Source organism: Pseudomonas sp. Leaf434 (assembly GCF_001425545.1).
GTDB classification, from domain to species: Bacteria; Pseudomonadota; Gammaproteobacteria; order Pseudomonadales; family Pseudomonadaceae; genus Aquipseudomonas; species Aquipseudomonas siliginis.
Window position 1 is genome coordinate 328,574 of sequence record NZ_LMQZ01000009.1, and the last position, 21,703, is coordinate 350,276.

Annotated in this window: 18 protein-coding genes; 8 read left to right on the top strand and 10 right to left on the bottom strand. The window is 61.5% G+C overall.

The genetic code is table 11. The annotated features are described in order from the left end of the window. Positions 1–374 precede the first annotated feature (374 nt). Positions 375–1,184: an OBAP family protein gene (locus ASG55_RS18920; protein WP_056789164.1), complete on the top strand. Its 810-nt coding sequence runs from the start codon at positions 375–377 to the stop codon at positions 1,182–1,184. A 133-nt stretch (positions 1,185–1,317) separates the two neighbouring features. On the opposite strand, the gene ASG55_RS18925 is transcribed toward ASG55_RS18920, so the two are convergent. Beyond that, positions 1,318–2,088, bottom strand: coding sequence for an alpha/beta hydrolase (locus ASG55_RS18925; RefSeq protein WP_056789165.1), 771 nt, complete (start codon positions 2,086–2,088; stop codon positions 1,318–1,320). Positions 2,089–2,199: 111 nt separating this feature from the next. Between ASG55_RS18925 and ASG55_RS18930 the strand changes: the two genes are divergently transcribed. Then, positions 2,200–3,159, top strand: coding sequence for an aldo/keto reductase (locus ASG55_RS18930; protein WP_177342728.1), 960 nt, complete (start codon positions 2,200–2,202; stop codon positions 3,157–3,159). A 6-nt stretch (positions 3,160–3,165) separates the two neighbouring features. Here the strand turns inward: ASG55_RS18930 and ASG55_RS18935 are convergent, their stop codons facing one another. Next, positions 3,166–4,059 (bottom strand): LysR family transcriptional regulator, encoded by an 894-nt coding sequence (locus ASG55_RS18935; RefSeq protein ID WP_056789167.1) that lies wholly within the window; start codon positions 4,057–4,059, stop codon positions 3,166–3,168. Positions 4,060–4,155: 96 nt separating this feature from the next. Here ASG55_RS18935 and ASG55_RS18940 point away from each other — a divergent pair, with 96 nt between their 5' ends. Next, the gene (locus tag ASG55_RS18940) at positions 4,156–4,632 is read left to right on the top strand and encodes a (R)-mandelonitrile lyase (protein WP_056789169.1); all 477 of its coding nucleotides are present in this window, start codon (positions 4,156–4,158) and stop codon (positions 4,630–4,632) included. A gap of 324 nt (positions 4,633–4,956) precedes the next feature. Here the strand turns inward: ASG55_RS18940 and paoC are convergent, their stop codons facing one another. The 4 genes from paoC to ASG55_RS18960 all read right to left on the bottom strand — a co-directional run bounded on the left by paoC (position 4,957) and on the right by ASG55_RS18960 (position 10,753). Then, entirely contained in the window at positions 4,957–7,155 is a 2,199-nt protein-coding gene (paoC, locus tag ASG55_RS18945; RefSeq protein WP_056789172.1) for an aldehyde oxidoreductase molybdenum-binding subunit PaoC, read from the bottom strand. Further along, a complete protein-coding gene (locus tag ASG55_RS18950; RefSeq protein ID WP_056789175.1) occupies positions 7,152–8,108 on the bottom strand; it encodes an FAD binding domain-containing protein in 957 nt (318 codons plus the stop codon). The genes paoC and ASG55_RS18950 overlap by 4 nt, the downstream gene beginning before the upstream one ends. Further along, a complete protein-coding gene (paoA, locus tag ASG55_RS18955; protein ID WP_041480864.1) occupies positions 8,105–8,728 on the bottom strand; it encodes an aldehyde dehydrogenase iron-sulfur subunit PaoA in 624 nt (207 codons plus the stop codon). Before paoA ends, ASG55_RS18950 begins: the two co-directional genes overlap by 4 nt. Positions 8,729–8,998: 270 nt before the next feature. Then, entirely contained in the window at positions 8,999–10,753 is a 1,755-nt protein-coding gene (locus tag ASG55_RS18960) for an L-lactate permease (RefSeq protein WP_056789178.1), read from the bottom strand. Between the two features lie 244 nt (positions 10,754–10,997). Here ASG55_RS18960 and ASG55_RS18965 point away from each other — a divergent pair, with 244 nt between their 5' ends. Next, positions 10,998–11,204 (top strand): hypothetical protein, encoded by a 207-nt coding sequence (locus ASG55_RS18965; RefSeq protein WP_016775135.1) that lies wholly within the window; start codon positions 10,998–11,000, stop codon positions 11,202–11,204. Between the two features lie 50 nt (positions 11,205–11,254). On the opposite strand, the gene ASG55_RS18970 is transcribed toward ASG55_RS18965, so the two are convergent. Further along, the gene (locus ASG55_RS18970; RefSeq protein ID WP_041480860.1) at positions 11,255–11,536 is read right to left on the bottom strand and encodes a hypothetical protein; all 282 of its coding nucleotides are present in this window, start codon (positions 11,534–11,536) and stop codon (positions 11,255–11,257) included. Positions 11,537–11,816: 280 nt separating this feature from the next. Between ASG55_RS18970 and ASG55_RS18975 the strand changes: the two genes are divergently transcribed. Together ASG55_RS18975 and ASG55_RS18980 are read left to right on the top strand one after the other, a co-directional pair. Next, a complete protein-coding gene (locus tag ASG55_RS18975; RefSeq protein ID WP_056789181.1) occupies positions 11,817–12,839 on the top strand; it encodes a hypothetical protein in 1,023 nt (340 codons plus the stop codon). A 90-nt stretch (positions 12,840–12,929) separates the two neighbouring features. Next, positions 12,930–13,550: a TetR/AcrR family transcriptional regulator gene (locus ASG55_RS18980; protein WP_024013291.1), complete on the top strand. Its 621-nt coding sequence runs from the start codon at positions 12,930–12,932 to the stop codon at positions 13,548–13,550. A 202-nt stretch (positions 13,551–13,752) separates the two neighbouring features. Here ASG55_RS18980 and preA read toward each other — a convergent pair whose 3' ends face one another. From preA to hydA, 3 genes are all read right to left on the bottom strand, one after another. Further along, on the bottom strand, positions 13,753–15,027 hold the full coding sequence (gene preA / locus ASG55_RS18985) for an NAD-dependent dihydropyrimidine dehydrogenase subunit PreA (RefSeq protein WP_056789183.1): 1,275 nt from the start codon (positions 15,025–15,027) through the stop codon (positions 13,753–13,755). After that, the gene (locus ASG55_RS18990) at positions 15,028–16,395 is read right to left on the bottom strand and encodes an NAD(P)-dependent oxidoreductase (protein ID WP_056789186.1); all 1,368 of its coding nucleotides are present in this window, start codon (positions 16,393–16,395) and stop codon (positions 15,028–15,030) included. It lies immediately after the preceding gene. A gap of 155 nt (positions 16,396–16,550) precedes the next feature. Further along, entirely contained in the window at positions 16,551–17,990 is a 1,440-nt protein-coding gene (hydA, locus tag ASG55_RS18995) for a dihydropyrimidinase (RefSeq protein WP_056789189.1), read from the bottom strand. 624 nt (positions 17,991–18,614) lie between these two features. On the opposite strand from hydA, the gene ASG55_RS19000 reads away from it, so the two are divergent. Together ASG55_RS19000 and ASG55_RS19005 are read left to right on the top strand one after the other, a co-directional pair. After that, a complete protein-coding gene (locus ASG55_RS19000; RefSeq protein ID WP_056789191.1) occupies positions 18,615–20,099 on the top strand; it encodes an NCS1 family nucleobase:cation symporter-1 in 1,485 nt (494 codons plus the stop codon). A 235-nt stretch (positions 20,100–20,334) separates the two neighbouring features. Then, positions 20,335–21,618, top strand: a complete 1,284-nt coding sequence (locus ASG55_RS19005; RefSeq protein ID WP_056789880.1) for a Zn-dependent hydrolase — start codon at positions 20,335–20,337, stop codon at positions 21,616–21,618. Positions 21,619–21,703: the final 85 nt, after the last annotated feature.

The following is a 21,703-nucleotide window of genomic DNA, read 5'->3' on the forward strand; positions in this document are numbered from 1 at the left end:
CCCCAAGTCTCAGGCTGAATATCTGTTCATGCCCGAAGCGGATCAGATGCGCATCTGATCCGTATTTTTCTGTTTCATCTGCCTCTGTATTCAGTACAGCCACAGGCTCAGAATGCCCCGGCAGTGCGGCCAATCACCCTCCGACCTCATCCCGAAGCGTCCGGTGCACCGCACACCCCGCATCAAGGAGCGCGACATGTACAAGATGGCAATTTTTCTCGGCGGCTTTCTGACCTTGACCATTCTGATCGGCGTGCTGGCGACGATCTCTCCAGTCTGATCCGCGCGCATTTTTTCGAACTCCGCCGTTCTCCTGCTTTCAGTTGCAGAACAGGGCCAGCATGCGCCCGTTACAGAAGTTCGAGGAGTGAAACATGCGTACGACAACCTCGCAGGGACGTTGGGTTCCCATTGGTTTGATGGTCGCCGCGCTGACTGGTTGCGCGATGAGCAACACCGAGTCACCGGTGCAGACACCGGGTCAGGCCAAGGCCTCCGATACTGAAATGCTCGAAGTCGGCGCGCAGTGGTTGCAGGACAAACCGCCGATCCGCGCGTTGAACATGTACCTTGATGGCTTTCATTTTTACAACGGTCATCCCGGCGCGCAGATGGAAGCGCACCATTACTGCTCGGCGCTCAATGAGGAAGTGTTCCAGTGCGTGATCTACGACGGCAACACGGCTGAAGCGAAGTTGATGGGCGTGGAATACATCATCAGTCAGCGCCTGTTTACGCAATTGCCGGCAAAAGAAAAAGCCTTGTGGCACAGCCATGCTCACGAGGTGACTTCTGGCCAGTTGGTCGCGCCGGGCATCCCGCAAGTGGCGGAAAAGCGCCTGATGGAAAAACTCGCCAATACTTACGGCAAGACTTGGCACACCTGGCACACCGATCAGGACAAGCAACTGCCGCTGGGCGTGCCGCAGTTGATGATGGGCTTTACCGCTGACGGTCAGGCCGATGCACAAATGGTCCGCCAGCGCGATCAGCGTCTGGGCATCGACAGTGCCGAAAAGAAAAAGGCTCGTGCCGGGATCAAACCGGCGCCTGTCGCAACGGGGGCTGATGCGTGGCAGAAGGGCAACGCCGTGCAGCTCAACGACCCGACCGGGCATCAGCACGTCACGCCGCGCTCGGCCACCTCTGGCGATGAAAATGCCCGGAGCGGCAGTCAGCCTTAGCTTTGGACAGTAGCTGGAAATGGTGTTGTCTGTACCGGCGTCATCGCGAGCAGGCTCACTCCTACATTTGAAATGCGTTCCCCCTGTAGGAGTGAGCCTGCTCGCGATGGCGTCCGTTTGATCGCTACATCCTTCAGCGATTCAACACATCCACAATCCACTGCAAATATTGCTCGCGCTCGGAAATCGAGTTATGCCCCGAGTCCGGCACCACCTTCAGCGTCGCCACGCCCGCAGGAAAACGCTCGAACAGCCGCTGCGTACTGCTGCGTCCAATCACTTCGTCATCACTGGCCGCCAAGAGCAACGTCGGTGCGCGAATATGCGCCGCGTATTTGCCTGATTCGAAACGATCCTTGAGCAACCACTTCACCGGCACCCACGGGTATTGCCGTTCGGCGATTTCCTCAAGGCTGTTGAACGGCGTCACCAGGATCAGATTCTGCACCGGCCGCTGACTGGCCAGGCGCACCGCCACCCCCGAACCGAGGCTGCGTCCGATGACTGCAATCTGCGGGTGGCTGGCATACACCTGATCGAACAGCGCCAGCGCATCTTCGGCAATCGCGGCTTCCGATGGCGAGCCGGTGCTGCCACCAAAGCCCCGGTAATGCAGGAAATACAGCGCGTAGTCGGGAAACGCCTCGGCGAATTCCGGCAGATTTCGCGAGACGTCCTCGGCATTGCCGCCGAAATAGATCAGCGCCCGCGTTCCGCTGCGCTCTCGGTCAGTCACCCAGACCTCGGCATCCGGCATCGACAGTTTCAATCGCGAATCCGCTGCAACCACGGCGGCAGGCTGGGGAAACCAGATCAGCGAGCGCTGAAACACGAACAGCGCGGCGCACAGCACCAGGTAAACGGCAACAATGAAAACGACGAGTGACATCAGGGTTCGGGACATTCGGCTACTTTTAACGGGGAGAGAGGTTGGCTGTGGCAGTGTAGTTCAGCGACTGTGCCTGACAGCCGGCGCACACACCATGCAACAGATCCGCGCAGCAGGAGGACTCGCATGCGCCACACTGAGGGTTATTCCCGCCGCCGCTTGCTCACCCTGGCTGCCCAGGCTGCGGCGCTGTTCACCATTGATCGGGCGTTGGCCAGCAGCGTACCGCCGACCGCCACTGCGCCGCCCACGGCAGGAGACCAGACCATGCAGACCCGCGCCATCCCTTCCAGCTCCGAGGCACTGCCCATGGTCGGGTTGGGCACCTATCGCGGTTTCGACGTCGCGCCGGGCGATCCGGTTTACCGGCAATTGCCCGCCGTCCTCGAGGCGCTGTTCAGGAAGGGCGGCACGCTGATCGACAGCTCACCCATGTACGGCCGCGCCGAGCAGACCACCGGTGAATTGCTGTCGATCCACGAACCGCGCTCGCCGGCGTTTCTCGCCACGAAGGTGTGGACGCGCGGGCGCGAGGAAGGCATCGCGCAGATGGAGCAGTCGTTCAGTCTGCTGCAAACCGAACGCATCGACCTGATGCAGATTCACAATCTGCTCGACTGGCAAACCCATTTGCCGACCCTGCGCGAATGGCAGGAGCAGGGGCGGATTCGCTACATCGGCATCACCCATTACACCTCGTCGGCCTATGACGAGGTCGAGGCCGTGCTGAAAGCCGAAAAGCTGGATTTTCTGCAGATCAACTACGCCCTCGATGATCGCGCGGTCGAGAAACGCATCCTGCCGCTGTGCCGCGAGCGTGGCGTGGCAGTGATTTGTAATCGGCCGTTTGGCGGCGGTGATCTGCTCGCCCGGCTCAAAGGCAAGCCGCTGCCGGCCTGGGTCTCGGATGTACAGGTCAACAGCTGGCCGAAACTGGCACTGAAATTTCTCCTGGCGCACCCGGCGGTGACCTGTGTGATTCCGGGGACCAGCAATCCGCGCTACATGGCTGACAACGCCGGAGCCGGTTTTGGGCCGATGCTGACCGATGCGCAGCGGCATCAGTTGATTGCGTTGCTGGGCTGAGCCGGGTCAACCGCGATAGCGCAACGCCTCCAGCAACAACGCAAACGCCGGCGCTGCCTGGCGTCGGCTCGGGTAGTACAGGTGATAACCGGAAAATGCCGGGCACCAGTCTCCCAGCACCTGGACCAGGCGACCGTCCGCCAGAAACGGCGCAACGACGTTTTCCGGGATGTAGCTCAAACCGAAACCGTCCAGCGCGGCGTCGAGCAATGGGTACACGCCATTCAGGGTGACCTGGCCGGAGACGCGCACTTTGAGGCTTTCACCATCCTTTTCGAACTCCCACGAATACAGTCCGCCATTGGTTGGCAGGCGCAGGTTGTTACAGGCGTGGTCGGTCAGGTCGCGCGGGGTTTGCGGCGCAGGGCGCCGGGCGAAGTAGGCGGGTGAGCCGACCACCGCCATGCGCATGTCCGGACCGATACGGGTGGCGATCATGCCTTGGGCGACGTCTTCGCCCAGGCGCACACCGGCATCGAAGCCTTGGCCGGCGATGTCGACGAAGCCATAGTCACAGCAAACCTCGACGGACACATCCGGGTACTGCGGCAGGAAATCCTGCAACACCGGACGCAGGATCCAGTTCAGCGAATGGTCGGTGGCGCTGATGCGGATCTTTCCCGCCGGGGTTTCGCGCAGGTTGCTCAGGGCGGCCAGTTCCACTTCGATTTCGTCGAAGCGCGGGCCGATGGTTTGCAGCAAGTGTTCGCCGGCCTCGGTCGGCGACACGCTGCGCGTGGTGCGGGTCAGCAGGCGCAGGCCGAGTCGCGCCTCGAGACTGCGAATGGTGTGGCTGAGCGCCGATTGCGACACGCCGAGTTTGGCTGCGGCCTTGGTGAAACTGCGTTCACGGGCGACGGCGAGAAAGGCGAGCAGGTCGGTGGCGTTTTCCCGGAGCATTGATGATCGTCCTGCATAAGTTTTTTCGGATTCTAGTCGATTATCCAAAGAGTGCGGATCGCTACAGTGGTTGCATCATTTATTGGAGGAAATGCCATGAACCCGATTGCTGCTTCTGCACTGACGCTCTCGCTGCTGGCTGGCGAGGTGTATGCCACTGAAAATCCGCGTGTCACGGTCACACCGAATGGCTCGCAACCGTCGGCCAAAGGCCCGGCTGACTGGTTTACCGGCACGGTGCGGGTGGATGCGCCGTTCAAAGGTACCGACGAGGCGCGGGTCAGTGGTGCGACCGTAACGTTTGAGCCTGGCGCGCGAACGGCGTGGCATACCCATCCGCTGGGGCAGACACTGATCGTCACCTCGGGGGCAGGGTTCGTGCAGGAGTGGGGGCAGCCAGTGCGGGAAATCCGGCCGGGCGATACCGTGTGGATTGCTCCGGGCGCCAAGCATTGGCACGGGGCAGCGCCGACGACGGCGATGAGTCATATCGCGATTGCCGAAGTGCTGGATGGCAAGGTGGTGGACTGGATGGAGCAGGTCGGTGATGAGCAATATCCGAAGACCGAGTGAAACCGCGCCCCTCACCCCAGCCCTCTCCCGAGGGAGAGGGAGCCGATTGGGGGATGCTCGAGACGTTCGGCATTCTGCAAACGTGGTGGTGAATCCACTCGACCCCTAGCACCCCATGCAGGTGCGCTAACAGCATGCGACTCACCCCAGGCGTCTCCCGGGGGAGTGGGAGCCGACCGAGGTGTCTTGCGATGTGCATCGACCTGAACTTGCCGTTGCGATTATGGATACACAGAAAGACTTTCACGTCGCTGCACATCCTGAATATACCCGGATCGGTCCCCTCTCCCTTTGGGAGAGGGCTAGGGTGAGGGGCTTTTCGCTTCAGATCATCTCCGGCAACGAATCAAGAATCTTGTCCAGCGTAATCGGATACTCCCGCACCCTCGCGCCGGTGGCGTTGTAGATTGCATTCGCCACCGCCGCACTCACGCCGCAAATCCCCAATTCACCCACGCCCTTGGCTTTCATCGGCGATGAAATCGGGTCGGTTTCTTCTAGGAAAATCACCTCCTGATGCGGTATGTCGGCGTGCACCGGCACCTCATACCCGGCGAGGTCATGGTTGACGAAAAAGCCCAGACGCTTGTCCACCGCCAGCTCTTCCATCAAGGCGGCGCCGACGCCCATGGTCATCGCGCCGATGACCTGACTGCGCGCCGACGTCGGGTTGAGGATCCGCCCCGCAGCGCACACCGCCAACATGCGCCGTACGCGAACTTCGCCAGTGGCAGCATCGACGGCGACTTCGACGAAGTGCGCGCCGAAGGTCGATTGCTGATATTTCTCGGCCAGATCACCGAATTCGATGCTGTCCTCGCCGACCAGTGCGCCGCCTTCAGCCGCGTTGCGCAGCGGCAGGCTCTTGTCGCCAACGCGCACGTGGCCGTCGACAAATTCAGCCTGATCCGCCGCGAGTCCCAGCTTCTGCGCCACCGCTTCACGCAGTTTCACACAGGCGGCATAGACGCCGGAGGTCGAGCAGTTCCCACCAAACTGACCGCCAGAACCAGCCGAAACCGGGAAGTCCGAATCACCCAGACGCACGACTACATCATCGAGACCAACGCCCATCATCTCGGCAGCGGTCTGCGCGATGATCGTGTAACTGCCGGTGCCGATATCGGTCATGTCGGTTTCGACAACGACTTTGCCGCCACGCTCCAGGCGCACACGGGCTCCGGACTTGACCAGCAGGTTGTTGCGAAACGCCGCCGCCACGCCCATGCCGATCAGCCAACGGCCTTCACGACGGCTGCCCGGTTGCGCCTTGCGCTGATCCCAGCCGAATTTCTCCGCGCCGATCTGCAGGCATTTGACCAGTTGACGCTGGGAGAACGGCCGCTCGGTTTTCACCGGGTCGACTTGAGTGTCGTTAGCGATGCGGAACAGCACCGGGTCCATCTTCAGCTGTTCGGCCATTTCGTCCATGGCAATTTCCAGCACCATCAGCCCCGGCGCTTCACCCGGCGCGCGCATGGCGTTGCCTTCAGGCAGGTCGAGCGGGGCGAGGCGCATGCTGACGCGGCGGTTTTCTGCGGCATAGAGCAACTGGCTCGGTTGCGCGGCCAGTTCGACCTTGCCGTCAGCAAGGTTGCCTGACCAGCCTTCATGGGCGATGGCGGTCAGCTTGCCGTCCGCCGTTGCGCCCATGCGGATGCGCTGAATCGTAGCCGGGCGATGGGTGGTGTTGTTGGCCATTTGCGGGCGGGCGAGGGCGACTTTCACCGGCCGCCCCGCCATGCGCGCGCCGAGAGCGGCGAGGATTACGTCGGCGCGAATAAACAGCTTGCCGCCGAAACCACCGCCGATGTACGGCGAGACCAAACGCACTTTTTCCTTCGGCAGGCCGAGGGTTTTCGCAATGTCGCCGACACTCCAGGCGACCATCTGGTTCGACGTCCACACGGTCAGTTGATCGCCTTTCCACGCGGCCAGTGTGGCGTGCGGTTCCATCATCGCGTGGGACTGGTCTGGCGTGGTGTAGGTCTGATCGAACTGCACCGGCGCGGCGGTGAAGGCCTTGTCGAAGTCGCCGTGATTGACGTCGGGCAACTCGTCTTTCGGCTCGACGCCGAGGTCTTTGACGCTGGCCAGATCGAACTTGCCTTCGCTGGTCTCGTAATCGACCCTGACCAATTGCGCGGCGGCGCGGGCCTGTTCGAAGGTCTCGGCAACCACCAATGCAACGGCTTGCTGGTAATGCTGCACTTCGGGACCAGCGAGCAGATGCGCAGCGTTGTAATCACCCTTGTCGAGCTTGCCGGCATTCTCGGCAGTAACGATCGCGAGCACGCCGGGCGCCGCTTTGGCCTCGCCCAGATGAATGGCTTTGATCCGCCCTTTGGCGATCGCCGAATCGACCATGAAGCCGTAGGCCTGATTGGCCGCCGCTTCATGTTGTTCGTAGGCGTAAGTGGCCTGGCCGCTGGTTTTCAGCGGGCCTTCGACGCGCTCAGTGGGCTGGCCGACGACTTTCAGGCGGTCGATGGGATTGGTGGTGGCGGGCGTGTCGAATTTCATGCGGTTTCCCTCGCTTGCGCCAACACCGAGGCCAGTGTGCGCTCGACCAGTGTCAGTTTGAATTGGTTGTCATCGGTGGGCGTCGCGCCTTCAAGCAGGCGTTCACTGACTGCTTTGGCACCCTTGGGCAGCAACGCTTCAGCGGCTTCGACCCGCCACGGTTTCGGCGCAACGCCGCCGACAGCGACGCGACCCGTGCCGTCCTTTTGCAGGATCAGACCGACCGAGACCAGAGCAAACGCGTAAGACGAGCGATCCCGCACCTTGTGATAAATGTGCGTGCCGCCAACCGGCGCCGGCAGGGTCACGGCGGTAATGAATTCACCGGGCGTGAGACTGGTTTCGATGTGCGGCGTATTGCCCGGCAATTGGTGGAAATCCGCCATGGGAATGCTGCGCGTGCTGCCGTCAGGCTTGACCGTTTCGATCTGCGCATCGAGTGCGCGCATGGCGATGGCCATGTCGCTCGGGTGGGTGGCGATGCAAGCGTCGCTGACGCCGATGATTCCGAGTTGCCGAGTCACGCCACCGATCGCCGCGCAGCCACTGCCGGGGTTGCGTTTGTTGCAGGCCTGGTGGGTGTCGTAAAAGTACGGGCAGCGGGTGCGTTGCAGCAGGTTGCCGGCGGTGGTCGCCATGTTGCGCAGCTGCCCGGAAGCCCCGGCGAGCAAGGCGCGGGAGAGCAGGGCGTAGTCCTTGCGCACGCGCGCGTCGGCGGCCAGATCGGTGTTGCGCACCAGCGCGCCGATGCGCAGTCCGCCTTCGGGTGTGGCTTCGATCTGGTCCAGGCCGAGGTGGTTGATGTCGATCAGGTGGACTGGGGTTTCGATGTCGAGTTTCATCAGGTCAAGCAGGTTGGTGCCGCCGGCGATGAACTTGGCGCCTTCGATGTGCGCAGCCTGGGAAGCGGCTGCGGCAGGTGAGTCGGCGCGGCTGTAATTGAAGGCTCTCATGCCGGCACCTCCGCGACTTCAGTGATGGCTTCGATGATGTTCGAGTAAGCGCCGCAACGGCAGATATTGCCGCTCATGCGCTCCTGCAGTTCGGCGGCGATCAGTTTCGGCGGCTCGGTCAGGCTCGGGCTGACGTGGCTGGGAATGCCATCGCGGATCTCTTTGAGCACCGCTACCGCCGAGCAGATCTGCCCCGGCGTGCAATAGCCGCACTGATAACCGTCGTGCTTGATGAACGCGGCCTGCATCGGGTGCAGCTTGTCCGGCATGCCGAGGCCTTCGATGGTGGTCACCTCACTGCCGTCGTGCATCACCGCCAGGGTCAGGCAGGAGTTGATCCGCCGACCGTCGGCGATCACCGTGCAGGCGCCGCACTGGCCGTGGTCGCAGCCTTTCTTGGTGCCGGTCAGGTGCAGGTGTTCGCGCAGGGCGTCGAGCAGCGTGGTGCGGGTGTCGACTTCGAGGGTTTGCGGTTTGCCGTTGACTTGCAGGGTAACTTGACTCATGGCCGGTTGCTCCAGACTGGCCGCGTAGGCCTTGAGGCTGATAAAGGGGGGCATAGCGAACGCCGTCGCGGTTACGGCGCCGAGGATCATGAAGTTGCGTCGGGAAATCGGCATGGTTCGATTCCTTGTCTCTCATCGGGCGGCAGGATTGCAAAAGGCCCAAACGGGCGCGCCGGCATGCATGCCAGTCTCGTAAAAGGAGTGACCGCAGCGGGAGGGAAAAGGTTTTGTCGGATTTGCGCTAAAGAGTTATGTGCTGAACTCATCAATTGGCCTGTGGGAGCGAGCCTGCTCGCGAAAGCGTCGGGTCAGACCCAGCCGCTGCTGGATGTGCCGACCTCTTCGCGAGCAGGCTCGCTCCCACAGTGGAGTTGTGTTTTGCAGTTATGGCCCACCCACCACCATCGAGGTAAACGGTGCGACATACGCCTGCAACGTCACCAGCCCGCCGACCAGGATCGCCAGCACGATCGAGTGGAAGAACACGTAACGCAGGATCTCGCCCTCATGCCCATACCAACGGGTCGCGGTGGAGGCGACGACGATCGACTGCGCGTCGACCATTTTGCCCATCACCCCACCGGAACTGTTCGCTGCCGCCATCAGCACCGGGCTGATACCCAGCTGTTCCGACGTTACCCGTTGCAATCCGCCAAACAGCACGTTTGACGCGGTATCGGAACCAGTCAGCGCCACCCCCAGCCAGCCGAGCAGCGTGCCGAACATCGGGTAGAAAATCCCCGTCGCCGCAAACGCCAGGCCCATGGTCGCATCCAGTCCCGAATAGCGGGTGAGGAAGCCCAGCGCGAGCATCGCCGCAATCGTGATCAGCGAAAACCGCACCACCCACAATGTGCGCAGGTACTGCTTGATCAATTGCGGGATCGAATAACCCATCAGCAAGCCGCCAACGATCGCCGCCAGCAAGATCCCGCTGCCGGTCGCGGTCAGCCAGGTGAACTTGTAAATCGCTTCCTCGGCTTTCGGCGCTGCGACAACCGGCGGTACTTTTTCTATTTGCAGATGCAGACCGGTGAAGGTCACCGCCGGGGCGAAGATCGGATTGGCCTCGCGTACCGGTTTGCCTTGCGGGTCGAGCTTGGCCGATTGCGTGACCGGGTCGATCACCGGGCGCGTATCGAACATGTTCTTGAAACCCTGGGTGCCCCAGGCAAACACGAACACCGTGAGGATGATCCACGGCATCCACGCACGCATCACTGCCGGACGCGCCTGATCGCTGAACGCGGCGCTGGCGGTGACTGTTTCTTCGTCGACCTTGGAGTTGTCGACGCGCCCGGACAGCGCCGCCGAGGTGTGGATGGTCGCCGGTTTCCACACCTTGAGGAACAGCGTCAGACAGGCCATGGAAATCAGCGCAGCGATGACGTCCACCAGCATCGGCCCGTGGTAGTTGGACACGAGAAATTGCGGGATGGCGAAACTCACCCCGGCCACCAGAATCGCCGGCCACACCTCGAGCATCTTGCGCCACCCGGCAAAGGCCCAGATCAACCAGAACGGCACCAGCACCGAGAAGAACGGCAACTGCCGCCCGACCATCATCGACAGCTCCATCTCGTCCAGCCCGGTGACTTTGGCCAAGGTGATGATCGGTGTGCCCAGTGCACCGAAAGCGACGGGCGCGGTATTGGCGATGAGCGCCAGACCCGATGCGGCCAATGGCGAAAAACCCAGGCCGATCAGAATCGCACCGGTCACCGCCACCGGCGTGCCAAAGCCTGCCGCGCCTTCGAAGAACGCACCGAAACAGAAGGCGATCAGCAGCAACTGCAAGCGTCGGTCATCGGTGATGCGCGCGAGGGAATCCTGCAGCACTTTGAACGAACCATTCTCCGTGGTCAGGCGATGCAGGAAGATGATGTTGAGCACAATCCAGCCAATCGGCAGTAAGCCATTCGCCGCGCCGAACAGCGCCGCCGAACCGGCCATGCCTGCTGGCATATCGAAGGCGAAAATCGAGATCAGCAGGGCGGAGGCCAGCGCCAACAGCGCCGCCAGATGCGCCTTGACGTGAAAGAACGCCAGCGCCGCGAGCATCACCACTACCGGCACGGCGGCCATCAGCGTGGAGAGCACCGGGTTGCCGAACGGGTCGTAGATTTGCTGCCAGACCATGATCCACCTCTGCTTATTGTTATTGAGGGTGCAGATCCATTGCATGGGGGTAGGTTGCAAGCAGTATAGGTGGCGTTACGCGGCTGTTCGGCTGCGACGAACAAGCCGACAAACGGTCGATAGTGGCCACTGAATCAACGCGTTTTTGCCCGGTCGTATCTGCGGCTGCGCGTACTGCGTCCCGAAGACGCGGGCAGCGTGGCGATTTCCGTCGTCAAGACCTTGGGTTTTAGGGAAGTGTTGAATGAAGCAAGCGACAACCATGCTGCTCACTGTGACCGCCGCCGTATTGCTCAGCGGCTGTATTGCGGATTTTGATGATGACCACCGGCATGGCCGGCATTACGACCGCGACCATGGCCGTTACTACGACCATGACCGGCGCTGGGACGACCGCGATGACGACCGCCGCGATGGCCGTCGTTATCACCGTGATCGCGATGATGACTGATTGAATGAAGAGGGCGTTCCCATCAAAGGAACGCCCTCTGTGCATCAGCCTCAGTTGAAAAAACGAGCGTTCGCCTGGACGCGGGATCGCGCAGGCACCGAGGCCTCGTGATCGAGCAGATGGGTGGCGAGTATGTCGCTCAGAAAACGGAACTGATCGTTGAGGCCGACCACTTCATTGCTGAAATGGTTGCTGGCGGCGGGCATCAGCAGATCGTCGAAATCTTCGTTGAACACCAGCGTCTGCGCCTTGCGCGGCACGACGTGCTGTTGGTAGTAGTTGCTGCCGAACACCGGGAAACTCACGGAGAGGGTGACTTGGGTGTGGATCATGATGTGAACGCCTCGTTGTGTTTCGGATGGGTCAATCGTGCCTTTCATCATGGGAGGGCGGAAGGCAATCGTGGCGATGGTGGATATCGATGGTGGTGATGGTTGAGGTTTGTGGTGCTGCTGTTGGCGCCTGCGCGAGCAGGCTCGCTCCCACAGGTGCAACACATTTCAAATGTGGGAGCGAGCCTGCTCGCGAAGAGGCCGGAACCTTCAGCATCGAAATCGACTGACCTGCCTATACTCAAACCAGCACCTCCCCAAGCCAAAGGACACCGCCACCGTGAACCCGCGCGCGCTGGTCGTTGCCGCACTGTTTCTGCTGGCCGGCTGCGCCACTTCGGCCCGGGCGCCAGTGAGTGCGCCGCAGGCGGTGGTGGTGTCGGCGCAAACCTGGCAGCAGATCGACCGCGAGATCCTCAGCGCATCGCAACAGGCCACCGAGCAGGTCAAGCTGTTCGCCCGTGGCTCGATGGAACATTGGCGCACTCGGGTCTATCAGCAAACTGAAGAAAATTTCATCCCCTGGTTCAGCAGCTACTGGACCCAGGAATGGCTGTCGATGAAGGTCAGTTGGTACACGATCAGCGCCGGCGGTGAGCAGGATGCTTCGGCGAAACGGCTGGCGGCGTATCTGCTTGAGCAATATCAGGAAAAAGTCCTCGCGCCGGTAGCAGTGGAGATCGATCCGGATGCGATTCTGGCGCAGGCCACGGCGTTCTATGCGCAGTTGATGGCGCAGCAGATGCCGCTCATCGCCCAGCGTCACGGTGTGCCGATTGCGCAGCTCAACGGACGCTTGCAGAAGATCCCGGCCATCGCCCTCGGCCCGCCGCCGGCGCGGGATGCTTCGCTGTTCAAAGTCATCAGCACCGAGCCGCTGAACACCCTCCCGGCGTACGCCGCACTGATCGACAAGATCCACACCGACGGCGGCGCCAAGGGCATTTCCTCCACCGAAGCAGCCATGGCCCCGGTGGCCAAGCGCGCCAGCCAGCGCATCGAAGCCGAAATGGCCCCGCGCGGCGCCGCCAGTGCGGTGGCGGCAGCGGCGGGTAAACTCGCCGGGGCGATGATTTCGGTCGGCGTGGCCGGCATACGCGCAATCATCCAGGCCAACGACCGCCCCGACAGCGAAGCGCTGATCCGCAGCAGCCTGGGCAACACCTTCGACAAGGCCTGGCAGAAGCTGCTGCAGAACCCGACCACTGGGGTGATGGCCGGCACGTTGCACATGGCCGGGCAGGTCGAAGGCAATTTGGGCGTGAGTGAACCAACGCCTATCGGTGTGAGCGCTGTGCCATAGCGCCTGCACCTGTGAAGTTTTGTTGGCGGCGGTCGCGCCCGGATCAGAGCGGATGCTAGTCTTGCGCAACGCTGTTGTCAGGGAGCCCACATGGGCAATCACAAGATCGAGATTCGCCGCAGTAACGTCGAGAAAATCCTGCTGGCGGCGGAAAAGGTTTTCGCCGAAAAAGGCTTCGGCAGCACCGCCATGGCGGACATCGCTGCCGAAGTGCAGTTGCCGCGTTCCAATCTGCATTACTACTTCAGCACCAAGAGCGAGCTGTACAGCGCGGTGCTGTTCGATCTGCTGGAAGTGTGGAAGCAGGACGCGCTGTGCTTCGAGATGTTCGACGACCCGCGCGTGGTGCTGAGCAGTTACATCCGCGCCAAGATGAATCATTCGCGCAGCCGGCCCTATGGCTCGAAAGTCTGGGCCAACGAGATCATCCACGGCGCGCCGACCCTGGGCGAAGCGCTGGATGCGAGCCTGTATGACTGGGCGAAGATGAAGGAAGCGAAGATTCGTCAGTGGGTCGAGGACAAGCGGATCCTGCCGGTGGAGCCTTCGGGTTTGCTGTACATGATCTGGGCGTCGACCCAGCACTACGCCGACTTTGATCATCAGGTGAACATTCTCAATGATCACCAGCCGTTGTCGGATATGCAGTTCGAGCGGGCGGTGCAGACCGTGACAGGTGTGATTTTGCGCGGGATCGGGCTGGAGCCTTGAAGAGCACCATCAAGGGCTTACCCTCACCCCAGCCCTCTCCCAGAGGGAGAGGGGGCCGACCGAGGTGTATTGAGAGGTACATCGACCTGAAAGACCGTGTCGATTATGGATTCACAACAACTCTTTCAGGTCGGCGAAGTTTGTCAGCATCCCCCAATCAGTCCCCTCTCCCTTTGGGAGAGGGCTAGGGTGAGGGTTTTTTTCAGACTGCAACGTGATAGGGGTTGCGCGGATCATGATTCCAGTCCAGAAACGGCTTGCCCGTGTCCATCGGTACCATCTCGATGCAGTCGGCCACGGGGCAGGTGATCTGGCACAGATTGCAGCCCACACATTCCTCATCGATCACTTCATATTTATGCGTACCGTCGGCCTGTTTCAAACTGTCGATCGCCTGGTGTGACGTGTCTTCGCAAGCAATGTGGCAACGCCCGCAACCAATGCACGCCTCCTGGTCAATCTTTGCGATGACCTGGTAGTTGATATCGAGGTACTTCCAATCCGTGGTGTTGCCCACGGCGCGCCCGGAAAATTCGGCGATATTGGCGTAGCCCTGGCTGTCCATCCACCGCGACAAGCCGTCCTTCATCTCGTCGACAATGCGGAAACCATGCAGCATCGCCGCCGTGCACACCTGCACCGCGCCGCTGCCCAGCGCCATGAACTCCGCCGCGTCGCGCCAGCTGCCGATGCCGCCGATGCCGCAGATCGGCAAGCCCTGGGTCTGCGGATCACGGGCGATTTCCGCGACCATGTTCAGCGCAATCGGCTTGACCGCCGAACCGCAATAACCGCCGTGGGTGCTTTTGCTGCCGACGGTGGGCAGGGCGACCATATGGTCCAGGTCGACGCTGGTGATCGAGTTGATCGTGTTGATCAGCGACACCGCATCGGCGCCACCACGATGCGCCGCCCGGGCAGCGACGCGGATGTCGGTGATGTTCGGGGTAAGTTTGACGATCACCGGCAGCGAGCAGTACGTCTTGCACCAGCGCGTCACCTGTTCGACATACTCCGGCACTTGGCCGACCGCCGCGCCCATGCCGCGTTCGGGCATGCCGTGGGGGCAGCCGAAATTCAGTTCGATGCCGTCGGCGCCGGTGGCTTCGACCAGCGGCAGGATGTGTTTCCACGACTCCTCGACACACGGCACCATCAGCGACACGATCAGCGCGCGATCCGGCCAATCCTTCTTCACCTGGGTGATTTCGCGCAGGTTGATTTCCAGTGAGCGGTCGGTGATCAGTTCAATGTTGTTGATGCCCAGCACTTCGCGATTGGCACCGTAATGCGCCGAATAACGCGAGGAAACGTTGACCGCCGCCGGATCCTCACCCAGGGTTTTCCAGACCACGCCACCCCAGCCCGCTTCGAAGGCGCGGACCACGTTGTAGGCCTTGTCGGTGGGCGGCGCGGAAGCCAGCCAGAACGGGTTGGGCGCTTTGATACCGGCGAAGACTATCGAGAGATCGGCCATTTACGCAGCCTCCACGTTGAGCATCAGTTGAGCGTTGATCGCCTCGGCGGCGCGTTTGCCGTGCTGCACTGCTTGCACGGTGAGGTCCTGATCGAGGCTGGTGCAGTCGCCGCCGGCATACACGCCGGGGACGCTGGTGCGCAGGTGTTCATCGACCGCGATGCGTTCGCCCTGACGCTTGAGTTCGCGCGCCAACGGATCGCTGAGAACGCTGTCATCGAAGCTCTGGCCGATCGCTTTGAAGATCGCATCGGCAGCCAGCTCAAAGGTTTCTCCGGTGGTTTGCAGACGCCCTTCAACCAGATCGGTGCGGGCGAAACGCATGCCGCGCACGCGGCCCTGATCATCGAGCAACACCTGCTCCGGCTGCGCCCAGGTCAGCAATCGCACCTGATTGGCTTTGGCGATGTCCTGCTCATGGTGGGTGGCGCCCATGTCTGCCGCACCACGGCGATACACCAGATTGACGTCGCGCGCGCCGAGGCGGGCCATTTGCACCGCCATGTCGATCGCGGTGTTGCCAGCGCCGAGAACGATGCAGCGTTCAGCCAAGGGCAGTTGCGTGAGGTCATCGGCCTGGCGCAGTTCGCGGATGTAATCGGTGGCGGCGAGCAGGCCCGGCGCGTCTTCGTGGGCCAGACCGAGTTGCTTGCTGGCATTCAGGCCGAGGCCGAGGAATACCGCGTCAAACTGCTGATGCAGTTCGCTCAGGGTGAGGTTTGCACCGAGTTTTTGGCCGTGGCGGATCTCTATCCCGCCAATCTGCAGAAGGAAGTCCAGCTCCTTCTGCGCGTAATCGTCGACCAGTTTGTACTTGGCAATGCCGTACTCGTTGAGCCCGCCGGCTTTTTCCCGTGCTTCGAAAATCACCACGTCATGCCCGTGCATTGCGCTGCGATGAGCGCAAGACAACCCGGCCGGCCCGGCGCCGACCACGGCGATACGTTTGCCCGTGGCCGGGGCGCGCTGGAACGGGTGTTCGGCGAAATGCGCGTTGTCCACGGCATAACGTTGCAGCAGACCAATCAGCACCGGTGCGCATTCCTGCGCGTTGTTGCGCACGCAGGCCTGCTGGCAGAGGATTTCCGTTGGACAGACCCGCGCGCAACTACCGCCGAGGATGTTTGCCGAAAGGATTTTCTGCGCCGCGCCTTGGACGTTGTCCTGATGGATGTTGCGGATGAACGACGGGATATCGATTTCGCTGGGGCATGCATTGACGCAAGGCGCGTCGTAGCAATACAGGCAGCGCGAGGCTTCCAGATGCGCCTGCCGGGCATTGAGCGGCGGCGCCAGATCAGTGAAATGGCCGGCGAGGGCGGCCGCGCTTTCGTGCGGGTGGGGGAGGTGGTTCAGGGTCTCGATCACGGTTCATGGCCTCATGGCTAATTGAGGTGCTGCCTCTGGTGGGCAGTGGTTTTATGGCGTCAGGGAGGGCCTCTTCGCGAGCAGGCTCGCTCCCACATTTGCAATGCGCTCACCTGTGGGAGCGAGCCTGCTCGCGAAGGCCGAAGGCCTGGATTTCAGCGTTTAACAGCGCTCGGCTTGTGCAACTCCGCCCGCTTGCTCAACAAATCAAACACCGCCGGATAGGCCGGCCGTTCGATGTAGCGTCCGGCGCCGCGTTCGGCGCGCAGGTCGCCGTCGGCCCAGACCACGCGGCCCTGGCTGACGGTGTGGCTCGGCACACCGCGCACGGTCTTGCCTTCGAAGATGTTGAAGTCCACCTGCTGATGGTGGGTCTTGGCGGAAATGGTCCGTGTGCCTTGCGGATCCCACAGCACCAGATCGGCATCGGCGCCCACGCGGATCGCACCTTTGCGTGGATAGAGATTGAAAATCTTCGCTGTGTTGGTGGAGGTCAGCGCAACGAAATCCTGCATCGACAATCGTCCGGAGTTGACGCCTTCGTCCCACAGCACTGCCATGCGGTCTTCGATACCGGCGGTGCCGTTGGGAATCTTGCTGAAGTCGTCGCGGCCGGCGGCTTTCTGCTCGGCGCAGAAACAGCAGTGGTCGGTGGCGGTGGTGTGTAGATTGCCGTTCTGCAGCCCATGCCACAGCGCCTCCTGATGGCCGCGTGGACGGAACGGCGGGCTCATCACGTAGCCGGCAGCGGTCTGCCAGTCCGGGTGTTGATAGACGCTGTCGTCGAGCAGCAGATGCCCGGCCAGCACCTCGCCGTAAACCGGCTGGCCCTTGCTGCGTGCGTAGGTGATTTCGTCGAGGGCTTCCTTGGTGGAAACGTGCACCAGGTACAACGGCGTGCCGATGGTTTCGGCGATACGGATCGCCCGGCTCGCGGCTTCACCTTCGACCTGCGAAGGTCGCGACAGCGGATGCGCTTCCGGCCCGGTAATGCCCTGAGCCATCAGCTTGCGTTGCAGGTGATAGACCAGCTCGCCATTTTCCGCGTGCACGGTCGGCACCGCACCGAGTTCCAGGCAGCGCTCGAAACTCGCCACCAGAGTGTCGTCGGCGGCCATGATCGCGTTCTTGTAGGCCATGAAATGCTTGAAGCTGTTGATGCCGTGGTGGCTGACCAACTCGGCCATTTCCTCGCGCACCTGCTCGCTCCACCAAGTGATCGCGACGTGGAAGCCATAGTCCGACGCAGACTTTTGCGCCCAGCCGCGCCACTGATGAAACGCTTCCATCAGCGATTGCTGCGGATTGGGAATCACGAAATCGATGATCGAGGTGGTGCCGCCGGCCAGGCCGGCTGCAGTGCCGCTGTAGAAGTCCTCACTGGCAACGGTGCCCATGAACGGCAACTGCATGTGCGTATGCGGATCGATGCCGCCGGGCATCAGGTACTGGCCACTGCCGTCGAGCACTTCTGCGCCGGCGGGAATGTCGAGGTTTTCACCAATGGCTTTGATCACGCCGTCAGCGCAATAGACGTCGGCGCGGTAACTTTCATCATGGGTAACAACGGTGGCGCCACGGATCAACAGAGACATTCCGGATTCCTCGCAGGCATGACCGACTTGTGCCGGTTCTAAATGTTTTATTGAAGTACAGCGGCGCAGTTCGTATTCCTGTCATCGCTGTCAGGAATAGAAACTAGTCGCGATTTCAAGAATGATCAAGAATATTTTTTATAAGCTTATAGCTGTTTCAAGCTATTGATAAATAAAGATAAAAACGAGAAATCACCAAAATGGGTAGGGCGCTCACCATTTTGACGCACTTGACAGGATGGAAATATGAGCAAGATTTCCTATGTGAAATCAGCCGCTTGAAGTTGTGCTGCGGTTGCTAGTTCACCGACAAAAATAAATGCAGTGCACCAGTTTGAGTCCTGACACTTCGGACAACTTGCCCGACGTTTAGCCTGAGCGTTCAGACAAGTTTTCCCGGACTCATCGAATATTCAATTAAAACTGATGAATATCAGAAAGTTGCAAAGCGTCCAGTGCACCGCCCAAGCGTTCAGCGCGAGAATCGGCACGTTTATTGATGCCGCCGCTGACACCATGGCCGGTGCATGAAAGTTGTCAGTTCCTCCGGCCATCGTCCGGCTGGCGTGGTGCGCGCCAACCGCCTGATGAGCAAAAAATAATCAGAAGAACAGTGGAGCGGCCATGCAACAGATCAGATCACAAGTGACCGAGCGCGACGGCTTGTTCGAGCTCGAAGCCGGCAGTGACGTCCTCGACAGTCCCCGTTACAACCACGACATGGCACCGACCAAGGTGCGTGAACGCACCTGGAACAAATGGCACATCACCGCGCTGTGGGTCGGGATGTCGATTTGCGTGCCGACCTACACCCTCGGCGGCGTGCTCACCGCGTATTTCGGCTTGAGCGTCGGCGAAGCGCTATTGGCGATTCTGTTTGCCAACGTCATTGTGTTGATTCCGCTGACCCTCAACGCCTTCCCGGGCACCAAATACGGCATTCCGTTTCCGGTGCTGCTGCGTTCGTCGTTCGGCATTCTCGGCTCCAATGTGCCGTGCCTGATTCGCGCGTTGGTGGCGTGTGGCTGGTTCGGCATCCAGACCATGTTCGGCGGACTGGCGATTCACCTGTTTCTCGGCTCGGTGTTCGAGGGCTGGAAATCCCTCGGCGGCACCGGCGAGGTGATCGGTTTCATGGTGTTCTGGGCGCTGAATCTGTGGGTGGTGATTCGCGGCGCCGAGTCGATCAAATGGCTGGAAACCTTGTCGGCGCCGTTGTTGGTGGCGGTGGGCATCGGCCTGCTGGTGTGGGCGATGCCCAATGTGTCGATGACTGAATTGCTGGCGATCCCGCCCAAGCGTCCGGAAGGCGCCAGCGTGGTCAGTTATTTCGCGGCAGGGCTGACGGCAATGGTCGGCTTCTGGGCCACGCTGTCGCTGAACATTCCCGACTTCAGTCGCTACGCCAAGAGCCAGAAGGATCAGATTCTCGGGCAGATTTTCGGTCTGCCGCTGACCATGTTCCTCTTCGCTGCGCTGGGCGTGGTGATGACCGCCGCATCGGTGAAACTGGTCGGCGTCACCGTGTCCGACCCGGTCACGCTGATCGGCCATATCCAGAGCCCGGTGTGGGTGGCGGTGGCCATGGCGCTGATCATCGTTGCCACACTGTCGACCAACACCGCCGCCAATATCGTCTCGCCAACCAATGACTTCCAGAACATCGCGCCGAAGGTGATCAACCGCACCAAAGCGGTGTTGCTCACCGGTCTGGTCGGGCTGGTGCTGATGGGCCATGAACTGCTGAAAAAGCTTGGCCTGATCGTTTCCGACATCAGCCTGGAAACCGTGTACTCAAACTGGCTGCTGGGCTACTCGAGCCTGCTCGGGCCGATCGCCGGGATCATGGTGGTGGATTATTTCCTGATCAAGAAACAGCGACTGGACCTCGCCGGGCTGTACCGCGATGACGTGTATCCGGCGTGGAACTGGGCCGGTTTTCTCGCCTTTGGCGTGCCGGTGGCGCTGACTCTGCTGTCGCTGGGCAGCGACGCGTTCAGCTGGTTCTACAGCTATGGCTGGTTCACCGGCTCGGCGTTGGGCGGAATTATTTATTACGGGTTGTGCGTGATGCGGGCGCAGCCTTCTGCCGTGAAAACAGCGGTGTGAGCAAGGGCCTTTTCGCGAGCAGGCTCGCTCCCACATTGGAAATGCATTCTCACTGTGGGAGCGAGCCTGCTCGCGAAGGCGATGCTCCATACACCGCCGAAACTGATCGTTCCCACGCTCTGCGTGGGAATGCAGCCCGGGACGCTCCGCGTCCCAACAGCGGACGCAGAGCGTCCATGGATGAATGCCCACGCAGAGCATGGGCACTATCGGCATCAGCATTGAGGAGATCCCCATGAACGCAGCCGTAGACGTTCTGCAATCCACCCATCAGCACATCAACCGCGATCGCCTCTGGGCCTCGCTCATGGAACTGGCGAAACTCGGCGCCACGGTCAAGGGCGGCGTCTGTCGCCTGGCCCTGACCGACCTCGACCGCCAGGCGCGCGACCTGTTCGTGCAGTGGTGCAAGGACGCCGGTTGCAACGTCACGGTCGATGCCGTCGGCAACATTTTCGCCCGGCGTGCCGGGCGCAACCCGAACCTGCCGCCGGTCATGACCGGCAGCCACATCGACACCCAGCCCACCGGCGGCAAGTTCGACGGCTGCTTCGGCGTGCTCGCCGGCGTCGAAGTGCTGCGCACCCTCAACGACCTCGGAGTGGAAACCGAAGCGCCGCTGGAAGTGGTGGTCTGGACCAACGAAGAGGGCTCACGCTTCGCCCCGTGCATGATGGGCTCAGGGGTCTTCGCCGATAAATTCACCCTCGAAGAAACCCTCGCCAAGGTCGATGCCGACGGCGTTACGGTCGGCGAGGCACTGAATGCGATCGGCTACGCCGGCCCGCGCAAGGTTAGCGGGCACGCGGTTGGCGCGTATTTCGAAGCGCACATCGAACAAGGCCCGATTCTCGAGGACGAAGAGAAAACCATCGGCGTGGTACTCGGCGCGCTCGGGCAGAAGTGGTTCGACCTGAAATTGCGCGGCGTCGAAGCCCACGCCGGCCCGACGCCGATGCACCTGCGCAAGGACGCCCTGGTCGGTGCCTCGGTGATCGTCGGCGCCGTCAACCGCGCCGCCCTCGGCCATCAGCCCCACGCCTGTGGCACGGTCGGCTGCCTGCAAGCCTATCCCGGCTCGCGCAACGTGATTCCCGGCGAAGTGCGCATGACTCTGGATTTTCGCCACCTGGAGCCGGCGCGGCTGGATTCGATGATTGCCGAAGTGAAACAAGTGATCGAGGCGACCTGCGAAGAGCACGGCCTTACCTACGAACTGACCCCGACCGCCGACTTCCCGCCGCTGTACTTCGAAAAAGGCTGCGTGGAAGCGGTGCGCGGTGCTGCGAAAGGGCTGGGTCTGTCGCACATGGACATCGTCAGTGGTGCCGGGCATGACGCGATTTTCCTCGCCGAGCTCGGCCCGGCGGGAATGATTTTCGTGCCATGCGAGGGCGGGATCAGCCACAACGAAATCGAGAATGCCGCGCCGGATGATCTGGCAGCGGGGTGCGCGGTGTTGTTGCGGGCGATGCTCGCGGCGTCGGCGATGGTGGCGGCCAGCGAGCGTGCCGCCTAAGGTAAACACACCCAGTAAACCTGTGGGAGCGAGCCTGCTCGCGAATGCGCCGGGTCAGTCACCGAATGGTCTGTCTGACCCAGCG

What these genes read in the sequence shown, in the direction of transcription:
- ASG55_RS18920 (WP_056789164.1), top strand. Translation starts at nt 375, where the DNA reads ATGCGTACGACAACCTCGCAGGGACGTTGGGTTCCCATTGGTTTGATG.
- ASG55_RS18925 (WP_056789165.1), bottom strand. Translation starts at nt 2,088, where the DNA reads ATGTCCCGAACCCTGATGTCACTCGTCGTTTTCATTGTTGCCGTTTAC.
- ASG55_RS18930 (WP_177342728.1), top strand. Translation starts at nt 2,200, where the DNA reads ATGCGCCACACTGAGGGTTATTCCCGCCGCCGCTTGCTCACCCTGGCT.
- ASG55_RS18935 (WP_056789167.1), bottom strand. Translation starts at nt 4,059, where the DNA reads ATGCTCCGGGAAAACGCCACCGACCTGCTCGCCTTTCTCGCCGTCGCC.
- ASG55_RS18940 (WP_056789169.1), top strand. Translation starts at nt 4,156, where the DNA reads ATGAACCCGATTGCTGCTTCTGCACTGACGCTCTCGCTGCTGGCTGGC.
- paoC (WP_056789172.1), bottom strand. Translation starts at nt 7,155, where the DNA reads ATGAAATTCGACACGCCCGCCACCACCAATCCCATCGACCGCCTGAAA.
- ASG55_RS18950 (WP_056789175.1), bottom strand. Translation starts at nt 8,108, where the DNA reads ATGAGAGCCTTCAATTACAGCCGCGCCGACTCACCTGCCGCAGCCGCT.
- paoA (WP_041480864.1), bottom strand. Translation starts at nt 8,728, where the DNA reads ATGCCGATTTCCCGACGCAACTTCATGATCCTCGGCGCCGTAACCGCG.
- ASG55_RS18960 (WP_056789178.1), bottom strand. Translation starts at nt 10,753, where the DNA reads ATGGTCTGGCAGCAAATCTACGACCCGTTCGGCAACCCGGTGCTCTCC.
- ASG55_RS18965 (WP_016775135.1), top strand. Translation starts at nt 10,998, where the DNA reads ATGAAGCAAGCGACAACCATGCTGCTCACTGTGACCGCCGCCGTATTG.
- ASG55_RS18970 (WP_041480860.1), bottom strand. Translation starts at nt 11,536, where the DNA reads ATGATCCACACCCAAGTCACCCTCTCCGTGAGTTTCCCGGTGTTCGGC.
- ASG55_RS18980 (WP_024013291.1), top strand. Translation starts at nt 12,930, where the DNA reads ATGGGCAATCACAAGATCGAGATTCGCCGCAGTAACGTCGAGAAAATC.
- preA (WP_056789183.1), bottom strand. Translation starts at nt 15,027, where the DNA reads ATGGCCGATCTCTCGATAGTCTTCGCCGGTATCAAAGCGCCCAACCCG.
- hydA (WP_056789189.1), bottom strand. Translation starts at nt 17,990, where the DNA reads ATGTCTCTGTTGATCCGTGGCGCCACCGTTGTTACCCATGATGAAAGT.
- ASG55_RS19000 (WP_056789191.1), top strand. Translation starts at nt 18,615, where the DNA reads ATGCAACAGATCAGATCACAAGTGACCGAGCGCGACGGCTTGTTCGAG.
- ASG55_RS19005 (WP_056789880.1), top strand. Translation starts at nt 20,335, where the DNA reads ATGAACGCAGCCGTAGACGTTCTGCAATCCACCCATCAGCACATCAAC.